At 71.4% G+C, this 13,088-nt stretch carries 6 protein-coding genes; 4 read left to right on the top strand and 2 right to left on the bottom strand.

Annotation, left to right across the window (positions count from 1 at the left end):
- Positions 1-85: 85 nt before the first annotated feature.
- Complete coding sequence (locus QC283_RS27065; RefSeq protein ID WP_279564299.1) at positions 86-751, bottom strand: M23 family metallopeptidase; 666 nt, start codon at positions 749-751, stop codon at positions 86-88.
- Positions 752-1,149: 398 nt separating this feature from the next.
- On the opposite strand from QC283_RS27065, the gene QC283_RS27060 reads away from it, so the two are divergent.
- From QC283_RS27060 to QC283_RS27045, 4 genes are all read left to right on the top strand, one after another.
- The gene (locus tag QC283_RS27060; RefSeq protein ID WP_279564298.1) at positions 1,150-3,741 is read left to right on the top strand and encodes an NACHT domain-containing protein; all 2,592 of its coding nucleotides are present in this window, start codon (positions 1,150-1,152) and stop codon (positions 3,739-3,741) included.
- 9 nt (positions 3,742-3,750) lie between these two features.
- Positions 3,751-6,324, top strand: a complete 2,574-nt coding sequence (locus QC283_RS27055; protein ID WP_279564297.1) for an NACHT domain-containing protein — start codon at positions 3,751-3,753, stop codon at positions 6,322-6,324.
- A gap of 132 nt (positions 6,325-6,456) precedes the next feature.
- Positions 6,457-7,116 (top strand): HAD family acid phosphatase, encoded by a 660-nt coding sequence (locus QC283_RS27050; protein ID WP_279564296.1) that lies wholly within the window; start codon positions 6,457-6,459, stop codon positions 7,114-7,116.
- Between the two features lie 43 nt (positions 7,117-7,159).
- Positions 7,160-10,129, top strand: a complete 2,970-nt coding sequence (locus QC283_RS27045; protein ID WP_279564295.1) for an NACHT domain-containing protein — start codon at positions 7,160-7,162, stop codon at positions 10,127-10,129.
- Positions 10,130-10,195: 66 nt separating this feature from the next.
- Here QC283_RS27045 and QC283_RS27040 read toward each other — a convergent pair whose 3' ends face one another.
- Positions 10,196-12,721: an ATP-dependent Clp protease ATP-binding subunit gene (locus QC283_RS27040; RefSeq protein WP_279564294.1), complete on the bottom strand. Its 2,526-nt coding sequence runs from the start codon at positions 12,719-12,721 to the stop codon at positions 10,196-10,198.
- Positions 12,722-13,088 lie beyond the last annotated feature (367 nt).

Here is a 13,088-nt window from a genome sequence, read left to right as displayed (position 1 = left end):
GTGTAGCCCCCCGCGCCCCGGACTCAGTCCTGGCCGGGCCTGGCCTGGCCTGGCCTGGCCTGGCCTGGCCTGGCCTGGATGTTCCTTAGACGGTCACGCCCTTGCCCCGCAGGAAGGAGACCGGGTCGACGGCCGAACCGTAGTTCGCGGTCGTACGGATCTCGAAGTGCAGGTGCGGGCCGCTGGAGTTACCGGTGTTGCCGGACTTGGCGATGGACTGGCCGGTCTTCACGACCTGGCCGGCCTTCACGTTGATCTTGGACAGGTGCGCGTACTGGGAGTACGTGCCGTTGCCGTGCTTGATCACGATCGCGTTGCCGTAGGCGGGGCCGTCACCGGCGCCGTTGCCGCCGGCCTTGACGACGGTGCCGCCGTGCGCGGCGACGACGTTGGTGCCGATCGGCACGGCGAAGTCCTGGCCGCTGTGCTTGCTCGCCCACATGCCGCCGTTCTGGGCGAAGCTCGCGGTGAGCTTGTACTGCTTGACCGGGTCCACCCAGGAGGCGGCCTTCTTCTTGGTGGCAGTCTTCTTGGCGTCGACGGTGCTCGCGCCGGCCTTCGCCGCCTTGGCCTGCGCCGCGGCCTGGGCCTCGACGGCGCTCGCGGCGGTGGAGTTACTGGCCGCCGGGGTGCCGGTGGCGGCCGCGACCCCGGCTCCCAGTGCGACCGAGGCTCCGAGGCCGGCGGCCATCACCGCGGCGCGGGTGCGGATGGTCGTACGGGAAGAACGGGACGTGACACGCGGGAACATTCGAACCTCATGGGGACGGGAACAGAGGGATGCCTTTCCGGCGTGACGCAGAGGCGCTCACCGGGCTGGCTCCACATTGGTAACCCGGGGCCCCCGAACCGCACAAAGGTGTGACCTACGACGTTATTTAGTACTTCAGCACGATACTTCTCGACTCTCGACAGAGCTCCCATTCTGGACAAAACCAGCTCAGAGGCCCGCAAATCGGCCGTCCCCGCGCACCGCTATGTCCGTTTTCGTAGTTCTTGCGACCTCCACTATTCCTCGTAGTACAGGGCAAACGGCCTGTGCGGCACGTCACCGGCGGCCATGATCGAAGGGCCCCGGATTGTGACGGGGGCTACTCCCGTCCCGGTTAACCCACCACTCCCACAAGGGCGTTCACCTAGGCTCGGAGCATGGTCGACGTCACAGCACTCGGGGCCCGTGTCGCGTCCGGCGCGGTCGCACCGCTCGTCCGCAGGCTCTTCGTCCGGGACGGGCCGGGGGCCGCTCTCGTGGACCGCCCGGTGCGGATATCGGCGCTGGTGTCCTTCCGCGGTGAGAAGCGGAGCGTCACGCCCGAGGACGTCGACAAGGTCGCCGGAGAGCTGGTCCGCAGGGCGCTGAAGGCGGCGGGCCCGGGAGAGGAACCCGTCGACGCCGCCGAGGCGACGGCCGTCAAGGACGCCCTGGCCCGCACCCTCGCCCGGCTCGGCGAGATCACCGTCGAGGACTACGAGGCCGTCGGGCTCGGGCCGGAGCGCTTCGCCCGCGAGCTGCGCGCGAACGTGCGGCTGGCCCCGTACGGGCTCGGCGCGGACGGCCTGCTGCTGTACGAGCGGCTGCTGCACACCGCCTCCCTGCACATCTTGAACTTCCTCACCCAGCGCTCCACCTATGTCGCGCGTCAGCAGACCGTCCAGACACAGCAGCTGGCCCGGCTCGTCCAGGCCGTCGACGTACTGCTGGAACGGCTGCCGTCCCAGTCGGCCGAGGACGCCGGGTTCGAGGAGCGTTACGCGGACCACATCGCGGCCCGGTACGGCACGCTCACCATCTACGGGCTGGACGCCGGGACCCGGGAGTGGCCGCTGGACACGGCCTACCTGAGCCTGGAGGCGACCCGGCCGCGGGCCGGACGGGACGGTGGCGGCCGCCGGGACGCGGAGTCCCTGACCGTGGCCGCCGAGAAGGTGATCGCCAGCCGGGACCAGGTGTTCCTGCGCGGTGTCGCCGGTTCCGGCAAGACCACCCTCGTGCAGTGGCTGGCGGTCACCGTCGCCGACCGCGCCTACCGCCACGGGCTGCCCCACCTCATCGGGCGGGTGCCGTTCGTGCTGCCGATGCGCCGGATCGTCCGGCCCGGGGCCGAGCTGCCCTTTCCCGGCGACTTCCTGCGGGCGGTCGGCTGCCCGGTCGCCGGGGAGCAGCCTCCGGGGTGGGTGGAGCGGGTGCTGCGGGCCCGGCGCGGGGTGCTGCTGGTCGACGGCATCGACGAGATCGCCGACGACCGCCGCGCCGCCGCCCGGCGCTGGCTGCGCGAGCTGGTGCGGGCCTTCCCCGGGAACCTGTGGCTGGTCACCTCGCGCCCTTCGGCCGTGCCGGAGGACTGGCTGGCCGCCGAGGGCTTCGGCGAGCGCGTCCTGGCCCGGATGTCACAGGACGACGTCGCCACCTTCGTACGCCGCTGGCACCGCGCCGCCGGCGCGCCGGAGTCGGTCGGCGAGTCGCTGCTGCGGTCCGTGCGGGCCACGTCCGAACTGAACCGGCTGGCCACCAATCCGCTCATGTGCGGCATGCTCTGCGCCCTGCACCGCGACCGGCGGGGCTTCCTACCGCAGGACCGCAGGTCCCTGTACGAGGCCGCTCTGACCATGCTCCTGGAGCGCCGGGACCGGGAGCGGGAGCTACACGACCCCGCCGGGGCGCGGCTGCCGTACGCGGTCCAGGTGCAGCTGCTGCAGAAACTGGCCTGGTGGCTGATCCGCAACGGCCGCCAGGAGATGGACCGGGCCGAGGCCCTCCAGATCATCGGCCGTGCGCTGCCCGCGCTGAACCTGGCGAGCAGCGGCGACGAGGAGGTCTACCGCGCCCTGCTGCTGCGCTCGGGACTGCTGCGCGAGCCCGCCGAGGGCCGGGTGGACTTCCTCCACCGCACCTTCCAGGACTATCTCGGCGCCCGGCTGGCCGTGCAGGAAATGGACTTCGACCTGCTGGTCAACCACGCGGAGATGGATGACTGGGAGGACGTGATCCTGCTCGCCCTCGCGCACGCCCGGCCCAGGGAGGCGGAGTACATACTGCGCCGGCTGGCGGACTCGGGCCACGCGCGCGGCACCCTGCTGGCGGCCGCCGGACTCCGCTACGTGGCGGAGGTCGATCCCGAGGTGCGCCGGCGGGTGGAGGACGGTCTGCGGGCGCACATCCCGCCGGTGGACTTCGAGGCGGCGCGGGAGGTGGCGCGCGCCGGGGGCGACCTGGTGCTGGGACTGCTGCCGGGGCCGGAGGAGATCGATCACCACACGGCGACCCGGGTGGTGTACACGGCGGCCTGCGTGGGCAGCGAGGCGGCACTGCGGTTCCTGTGCCGTTTCCGCGAGCACCCCGATCCCGAGGTACAGCAGCACCTCGCCGCCGCCTGGCACCTGTTCGACCGGGACCAGTACGCCCGCGAGATCCTCGCCCATCTGCCCCGGCAGTGGTCCGTCGACGTGTCCACGGTCGACGACCTGCGCACGCTCCGCTCGCTCGGCGGCTGGGAACAGATCCTCGTCCACGGCGCGTACCGGGTCGACGACCTGACCGAACTGATCGTCGCGGAACGCCTCGTCCACCTGACGCTGGAGGCGGCGCATCCGGTGGAGGGGCTGGCCTGGCTCTCGGCCTTCCCCGGTCTGCGCACCGTCTCCGTGCTGACCGACACGGACCCGGCCGTGACCCGGCAGGTGCCGGTCGGCGTGGACGTCCAGGTCGTTCCGTTCGACTTGTCCTCCCGACCACAGGGGTAACCCACCTACATGGATGCCGTCGTCCGCACCCCCTCCCACCTCGCCGCCCCCCTCGTCCGCAGACTCTTCCGGGCCCCCGCCCGGCCGCCCGTGTTCCCCGAACCGGTCCCCGGCCTCGTCACCTGGCGCGGTCCGGACGCCCCGGCCACCCCGGACGACGTCCACCGCACCGCAGCCGACCTGGTCCACCTCGCCGCCGAGCGGCACGCCGCGCCCACCGCCGAACTGGCCCCGGTCGTCGACGTCCTGGCCCGCACCCTGCTCGCGATCGCCGAGGTCGACGTCACCGACGCCGACGCCGTGCGGCTCGGGCCGCAGGACTACGCGCGGCGCCTGCGGGGTGCGGTGCAGGGTGCGGACCGGGAACTGTCTCCCGACGCCGCCTGGTTCCACGACGCGCTGCTGGTCTCCGTGTGCCTGCACCTCCTGCACCATCTGGTGCGGCGCTCGCCCTACCTCCAGCGCCACCTGGCCGGACGGGCCGGCCGGATCGCCCAGCTGGTCGACCTGGGCGACGCCGAGGCGGCGGCCCGGCAGCCCGAACGCTCCGAGGAGGACGCGGCGTTCGAGGCCGAGTACGCCCAGTGGGTGGCCCGGCGGCACGGCTGGCTGACCATCGTCGGCGTGGACTTCCCCAACGCGCCCGACCGTTGGCCGCTGGAAGAGACCTACCTGAGCCTGGAGGCGGAGGAGCGCAGCGGCGGCGTGGCCGGCGTGGCGGACGAGCAGCGCACCGTCCTGCTCGCGGACCGCGCCCTGGAGGACCACGAACGGGTGCTGCTGCGCGGCGGCGCGGGCTCCGGCAAGACGACCCTGGTCCAGTGGCTGGCCGTGGCCGCCGCCCGCCAGGGTTCCCGGGTCCCCTTCATCCTGCCCGTACGCCGCTTCGCCCGGGAGGGCTTCCCGGCCCCGGACGACTTCCTGCACGCGGTCCGGCACCCGCTCGCCGACCGGGCGCCGGAGGGCTGGGTCGTGCGCACCCTGCTCTCCGGCCGTGCCCTGCTGCTGGTCGACGGCATCGACGAGGCGCCGGAGAAGACCCGCGGCGAACTGCGCGACCGGCTCCGCCGGCTGCTGCGCGTCTTCTCCGGCAACGGCTGCCTGGTCACCTCCCGGCCCTCCGCCGTGTCGGACGGCTGGCTCTCGGGAGGCGGACTGGCCGAGGAGGACTTCGTCGAGCTGTCCCTCGCGCCCATGTCGCGGGACCAGGTGACACGGTTCATCCGGGACTGGCACTCGGCGGCCCGGCTCGACGAACGGAGCCGCTCGACCGGGCCGCGGGAACGGGGCACGCTGGACGAGTACGAGCAGCGGCTGCTGCACTCCGTACGGATCTACCGCGAGCTGCGCCAGCTCGCCACCAACCCCCTGATGTGCGGCCTGATATGCGCCCTGAACCGGGACCGCGCCGGCTCCCTCCCCAGCGGCCGCAAGGAGCTCTACGACGCCGCCCTGGAGATGCTGCTCCAGCGCCGCGACCCCGAGCGGGACGTGCTGTACGCCGATGACGTGCGGCTCCAGCAGAGCACCCGGGAGCGGCTGCTGCAGAAGCTGGCCCACGCCATGCTGGAGGAGGACGCCTCCGAGCTGACGAGCGAGCGCGCGGTCGGCATCCTGGACGCCGCGCTGCCGGCCATGCCCGCCGCCCGTGCGCAGGGGGACGGCGCGAAGATCTACCGTCATCTGCTGCACCGCACCGGCCTGCTGCGCGAACGGTCGGGAGAGTCGGTCGACTTCGTCCACCGCACCTTCCAGGACTACCTGGCCGCCAAGGAGATCGTGGCGCGCGGCCGGTTCCCCACGCTGGTGGACCACGCCCACCAGTCCGAGTGGGAAGAGGTCATCCGCATGGCCGCCGCCCACGCCCGCCCGGAGGAGTGTGCCGAGTTCCTGGAGCGGCTGCTCGCGGCGGCGCCCGGACTGCGCCGCCCGCAGATCAACCACCGCCGGCTGATGGCCGCGGCCTGCCTGGACCACGTCACCGAACTCGACCCGGCCGTCCAGCGGCTCGTCCACGAGCGCACGAAGAACCTGGTGCGCCCGACGACCGAGCCGGCCGCCCGGGGGCTGGGCTGGGTCGGCCCCATCGTCCTGGAGCTGCTGCCGGACCCCGGCCAGGTCCCCGACGACCGGCAGGCGCTGCTGCTCGCCATCACCGCGACCCGTGTCCAGGACGACGCCGCCATCGACTACCTGGTCCGTCTGCGGTCCCGCTCCGCTCTGTCGGTGCGCACCGAACTCGCGCGGGGATGGCGCCACTTCGACACCGAGCGGTACGCAGAAGAGATCATCGCCCATCTCGACCCGGACGGCCTCCACTTCCCCGTCGCCGACACCGCCGAGCTGGCGGCACTGCGTGAGCTGGGCGGACGCCCGCGCATCCAGGTGGCCGGCGTGATGCGGGCCGAGGAACTGCTGGCGGGCCTGGACCCCGGTCAGCTGACCCACCTCTGGCTCAACGCGGAGCTTCCCGACACGGACCTCTCGTGGCTGTCCGGCTTCCCCCGGCTGCGGGTACTGCGGGTCAACCCGCGCCTGCCCCGGGTGCGGAAGGTGCCGGACGGGGTGGAAATCACGGCGTGACCGCAGGCCGGACGGCCGACTACTACCCAGTAACCTAATCGTTGCCGTCCGGCCACTTGTTGGCGCAAGCATGCACGCGACAACTTTGTTGCCGTCAGGCATCCGCGCAGGCATGAGAGGACCCCACCCCCCATGACCGGTCAGAACGGACAGACCAGACAGACCCGGCGTACCTGGAAGCGGGCGACGGGCACGGCCGCCGCCACGGCGGCGGCGCTCGCCGCGACGGTCACGCCCGCCGTCGCCGCCCCGGCCGAGACGCCGCACGCCACGGTGACCGCCGCAGCGGCAGCGGCGGACGTCGACTACGACACCTGGCAGAAGGACTGCCGGGCCGTGATGGACAAGGCCCTGCCCTACCTGAAGGAGCGGATCGCCGACTCGGCCCCCGGCGAGAAGCAGGCGATCGTCCTCGACATCGACAACACCTCCCTGGAGACCGACTTCGGCTTCAGCTACCCGCAGCCCGCCAACCGGCCCGTCCTGGAGGCCGCCCAGTACGCCCAGGAGCACGGCGTCGCCCTGTTCTTCGTGACCGCCCGCCCGGGCATCATCGAGGCGCCCACCGAGTGGAACCTCGCCCACGCCGGCTACGAGTCCTCCGGCCTGTACGTCCGCGGCTTCCTCGACCTGTTCCGCGACGTCGCCGAGTACAAGACCGAGCAGCGCGCCGAGATCGAGTCGAAGGGCTACACGATCATCGCGAACATCGGCAACAGCGCCACCGACGTGTCCGGCGGCCACGCCGAGAAGGCGTTCAAGCTCCCGGACTACGACGGTCAGCTGTCCTGACCCTCGATAGGCTTCCCTCGTCGATCGACCACGGGGGTGGCGCATGGAACCGGCGGTACTCGGCGGGAAGTTGGCGTCCAGCCTGGTCGCCCCGCTGGTGAAGAAGCTGTTCGTCACGGGCGGGCCCGGCGCCGGACTGGTCGACAGGCCGGTCCGGCTGACCCGCCTGGTCTCCTTCAGGGGCGAGCGGCGCACCCTCGGTGAGGCGGAGGTGCGCAGGCTCGCGGGGCGGTTGGTCGAGGCGTCCCTGGCCTCCCCCGGCGAGCCGCCCTTCCCGCGCGACGAGACGGAGGCCGTCACCGACGCCCTGACGGCCCGGCTGCTCGCCCTCGGCGACCTGGACATGGACGACGTGCAGGCGGTGCGGATGGGGCACCGGGAGCTGGCCAAGCAGTTGCGGTACCGGGGGGACAGCGCCTTCGGCGCCCTGTCCGCCGACGCCTGCCACTTCCTCGACTCCGCGACCGAGTGGGCCTGCCTGCACATCCTGGAGTTCTTCACCCGGCGCTCCACCTTCGTCGCCCGCACGCTGGTGGAGCAGGCCCGCGGACAGGCCGAACTGATCGCCAAGGTCGACGAACTGATCGTCCGCACCCCGCGCCCCGACGCCCGCGACACCGCGTTCGAGCGCCGGTACCTGCCCTACGTCGCCGAGCAGCACAACAGCATCACCATCTACGGCATCGACCTGCGCGACTCCGCCGACCGCTGGCCCCTCGAAGTCGCCTACCTGAACCTGGAGGCGACCGACGACGGGGAACGCGCCGCCCTCCCGGGGGAGTACGCGGAGACGGAACGCACCGTCCGTCTGCCTGCCGAGGACGCCCTCCTCACCCACGACCGCGTACTGCTGCGCGGTGACGCCGGCTCCGGCAAGACGACCCTCGTGCAGTGGCTGGCGGTGACCGCCGCGCGGAGCGGGGACCGCATCCCGTACGTCCTGCCCCTGCGCACCCTGATCCGCGCGGGCACCCTCCCCTCCCCGGCGGCCTTCCTCACCGCCGTGGGCTGCCCGCTCACCCCACCGGAGGGTTGGGCGGAGCGTGTGCTGAGCGCCGGGCGGGGCCTGATCCTCGTCGACGGTCTGGACGAGATCCCCGCCGCCGACCGGCACCGCACCCGCGACTGGCTGCTCGCCCTGATCCGCGCCTTCCCCGGCAACCGCTGGCTGCTCACCTCCCGCCCCACCGCCGTACGCCCCGACTGGCTGACCGCCGAGGGCTTCCGGGAACTGGCGCTCACCCCGATGCGCCAGGCCGACGTCGCGACCTTCGTGCGGCGCTGGCACGCGGCCGCCCAGGCGCCCGAGTACGAGGGCAGACTGCTCGACGCCCTGCGCACCAAGCGCGACCTGGCCCGTCTCGCCACCAACCCGCTGATGTGCGGCCTCATCTGCGCCCTGCACCGGGAGCGACGGGGCTACCTCCCCACGGGCCGCAAGGAGTTGTACGACGCCGCCCTCGCGATGCTGCTCGCCCGCCGGGACCGGGAGCGGGGCATGGCCGCGGTCGAGCTGAGCGAGGAGGCGCAGCTGGAGCTGCTCCAGCGACTGGCGTACGCGCTGGTGCTGAGCGGGCGCACGGAGATGGAGGTCGAGACGGCCGAAGGCATCGTGGAGCGCGCGCTGCCGTCGGTCGCCTCCGCGGCGGGGCAGGGGGACGCGGCGACGGTCCTGCGGGCGCTGGTGCTGCGCAGCGGGCTGCTCCGGCGGCCCGGCGAAGGAACCCTGGACTTCGTGCACCGCACCTTCCAGGACTACCTGGGGGCGCGGTACGCGGTCGAGGAGGGGCACCTCGACGTCATCGCGGGCCGGGCGGACGACACCCAGTGGGAGGACGTGATCCGCATGGCGGTGGCCCACGCCCGGCCCGGCGAGCGGGCGATGCTGCTGCGACGGCTGCTGGCGCGGGACACCTCGCGGTTGACGCTGCTGGCGCTGGCGTGCCTGGAGCACGCGACCGCGCTCGATCCGGCGGTGCGGGCGGAGGTGGAGGCGCGGGCGGGGGCGCTGATCCCGCCGGGGTCGAAGGAGGAGGCGAAGGCGTTGGCGGAGGCGGGACCGCTGGTGCTGGAGTTGTTGCCGGGTCCGGAGGGGCTGACGGACGCGGAGGCGCACGGGGTGACGGTGACGGCCTCGCTGCTGGCGGGGCAGGAGCCGAGCGGTGCGCTCGCGGTGCTGCGCCGGTTCCGGAAGCACGCGGCTCTCGATGTGAGGCGGCAGCTCGTGGGAACGTGGGGCCGGTTCGACGCGCGGGAGTACGCGGCGGAGGTACTGGATCACCTCGACCGCGGGGGGCTCCATCTGACCTGCCACACGAGCGAGCAGTTCGCGGCGGCCTCAGCGATGCGCCTCTGGAGCGCCCTGCAGTGCGACGGGCCGCACAGCGCGGCCGCCATCCGTGGTTGCACGGCGGAACCCGACGCCGTCGAGCTGCTGAGGATCACGGACAACAGCACCCTCGTCCACTTGGACGAGCTGTCCGCCTTCACGGCCCTGCGGAGCCTCTTCCTGTTCCTCTGTCCGTCGGCACTCGACCTCGGCGTGCTGCCCATGACGATCGAGGAGCTGATGGTCGCGCACTGCCCGGAACTCACCGGTCTGCGGGAAATGAGGTCGCTGCGGACTCTGTGCCTGTCCTCGTACCGGCTTCCCGGAACTCGGTTGACCGATGCCCTGCCGCAAGCCGCGCCCTTGGACGTGCTGTGGCTCGGCTCGGGAAGCACCGACACCACAGGGCTTCGCGGGCTGTCCGCCTGGAGCACGCTGAGGCTGCTCGACGTGGCGGTTCCCGAGTCGTTCGACGCGGCGGACTGGGCCGAGATCGCTCGGTTGCCGCGGCTGGCCGGCCTGACACTCACCGGCCTTCGGGGCGACGAGCCCTTCCTCTCACGGCCGACCCCCCTGCCCGGCATGCAGAAAGTCCTGCTCCAGGCGGCTCCCGACGCACACGTCGACCTCGAACGGCTGACGCCCCTCTTTCCCGACGCGGACGTGACACTGCTCAGGTCCTGAGCACAGAAAGGGGCTGCCCGGGACCGGAGTCCCGGGCAGCCCCTTTCCAGGCGCACCCCCGGAGGGCTACGCCTCCTTGCTCAGGTTCGGGCCGGCGCCGCCGGCCGCCTGCTCGATCGGCGGGACGTCGGGGAGCGCCGACTTCTCCTCACCCCGGAAGGTGAAGGTCTTGGCGTCGCCCTCGCCCTCGGTGTCCACGACCACGATGTGACCGGGACGCAGCTCGCCGAAGAGGATCTTCTCCGACAGCGTGTCCTCGACCTCGCGCTGGATCGTGCGACGCAGCGGACGCGCGCCCAGCACCGGGTCGTAGCCCTTCTTGGACAGCAGCTCCTTGGCGGACGGGGAGAGCTCGATGCCCATGTCCCGGTCCTTGAGGCGCTCGTCGACCTTGTCGATCATCAGGTCGACGATCCGCAGGATGTCGTCCTGGCTGAGCTGCGGGAAGACGACCACGTCGTCGACGCGGTTGAGGAACTCGGGCCGGAAGTGCTGCTTGAGCTCGTCCTGGACCTTGTTCTTCATGCGCTCGTAGTTGGTCTTCTTGTCACCCGAGGCCGCGAAGCCGAGGTTGAAGCCCTTGGAGATGTCCCGGGTGCCGAGGTTGGTCGTCATGATGATGACCGTGTTCTTGAAGTCCACGACCCGGCCCTGGGAGTCGGTCAGGCGACCGTCCTCCAGGATCTGGAGCAGCGAGTTGAAGATGTCCGGGTGGGCCTTCTCGACCTCGTCGAAGAGGACGACCGAGAACGGCTTGCGGCGGACCTTCTCCGTCAGCTGACCGCCCTCCTCGTAGCCCACGTAGCCGGGGGGCGAACCGAAGAGGCGGGAGACCGTGTGCTTCTCGCTGAACTCCGACATGTCGAGGGAGATCAGCGCGTCCTCGTCACCGAAGAGGAACTCGGCGAGCGCCTTGGACAGCTCGGTCTTACCGACACCGGACGGACCGGCGAAGATGAACGAGCCACCGGGGCGCTTCGGGTCCTTCAGGCCGGCACGGGTACGGCGGATCGCCTTGGACAGCGCCTTGACGGCGTCGACCTGGCCGATGACCCGCTTGTGGAGCTCGTCCTCCATGCGCAGCAGGCGGGACGACTCCTCCTCCGTGAGCTTGAACACCGGGATGCCGGTCGCCGTGGCGAGGACCTCGGCGATGAGCTCGCCGTCGACCTCGGCGACGACGTCCATGTCGCCGGCCTTCCACTCCTTCTCCCGCTTGGCCTTGGCGGCGAGGAGCTGCTTCTCCTTGTCGCGCAGGGAGGCGGCCTTCTCGAAGTCCTGCGAGTCGATCGCGGACTCCTTGTCGCGGCGGACGCCGGCGATCTTCTCGTCGAACTCGCGCAGGTCCGGCGGCGCGGTCATCCGGCGGATGCGCATCCGGGAACCGGCCTCGTCGATCAGGTCGATCGCCTTGTCCGGCAGGAAGCGGTCCGAGATGTAGCGGTCGGCGAGCGTCGCCGCCTGGACCAGGGCCTCGTCCGTGATGGAGACGCGGTGGTGGGCCTCGTACCGGTCGCGCAGACCCTTGAGGATCTCGATCGTGTGCGGCAGCGACGGCTCCGCGACCTGGATCGGCTGGAAGCGGCGCTCGAGGGCCGCGTCCTTCTCCAGGTGCTTGCGGTACTCGTCCAGCGTGGTCGCACCGATGGTCTGCAGCTCACCGCGGGCCAGCATCGGCTTGAGGATGCTCGCGGCGTCGATGGCGCCCTCGGCGGCACCCGCACCGACCAGCGTGTGCAGCTCGTCGATGAACAGGATGATGTCGCCGCGGGTGCGGATCTCCTTGAGCACCTTCTTCAGGCGCTCCTCGAAGTCACCGCGGTAGCGGGAGCCGGCGACCAGCGCGCCGAGGTCCAGGGTGTAGAGGTGCTTGTCCTTGAGGGTCTCGGGCACCTCGCCCTTGACGATGGCCTGCGCGAGGCCCTCGACGACGGCGGTCTTGCCGACGCCGGGCTCACCGATGAGGACCGGGTTGTTCTTGGTGCGGCGGGACAGCACCTGCATGACCCGCTCGATCTCCTTCTCGCGCCCGATGACCGGGTCGAGCTTGGACTCACGAGCGGCCTGGGTGAGGTTCCGGCCGAACTGGTCGAGGACCAGGGACGTGGAGGGCGTGCCCTCCGCAGGACCGCCGGCGGTGGCGGTCTCCTTGCCCTGGTAACCGGAGAGCAGCTGGATGACCTGCTGCCGCACCCGGTTGAGATCGGCACCCAGCTTGACCAGGACCTGGGCGGCGACGCCCTCGCCCTCACGGATCAGGCCGAGCAGGATGTGCTCCGTGCCGATGTAGTTGTGACCCAGCTGGAGGGCCTCGCGGAGCGACAGCTCCAGGACCTTCTTGGCACGGGGGGTGAAGGGGATGTGACCCGACGGAGCCTGCTGGCCCTGCCCGATGATCTCCTCCACCTGCTGGCGGACCGCCTCGAGCGAAATCCCGAGGCTCTCAAGGGCCTTGGCGGCGACACCCTCACCCTCGTGGATCAGGCCCAGGAGGATGTGCTCGGTGCCGATGTAGTTGTGGTTGAGCATCCGGGCTTCTTCCTGAGCCAGGACGACAACCCGCCGCGCGCGGTCGGTGAACCTCTCGAACATCGTTAATCGCTCCTCAGAGCGGTCAGGCAGTAAGGGGAACTTCCCCTCCCTGTCCTTCCGCAGCTTAGTCCCGCAAGCGGGGACCGCTCATTCCAACTGCCGACACCGTCGATGGCCTCCTGACCCCTGACGCCGACATCTGCCACAACCCGATGGTGCGAGACGATGTTCCCGCAGGCCAAGCACTTACCCCAGTCGCCAGTACGCCGATGGCGAACGTGAGGCGGCCCGATCCGCGTGTCGCCCCCTCCCACTAGGGATGTCTTACCCGCTGGGACGGACACTCCATGCCGCGCACACCGGATCCCTCCGCTACGGGCGAACAACCTTGCGCCTCCCCATACCCCTGCGCGCCCCCACTTCCGGC

The organism is Streptomyces sp. DH41 (assembly GCF_029813785.1).
Lineage (GTDB): Bacteria > Actinomycetota > Actinomycetes > Streptomycetales > Streptomycetaceae > Streptomyces.
The sequence above is the reverse complement of the archived record's forward strand: the minus strand, read 5'-3'. Positions and strand labels throughout refer to the sequence as shown.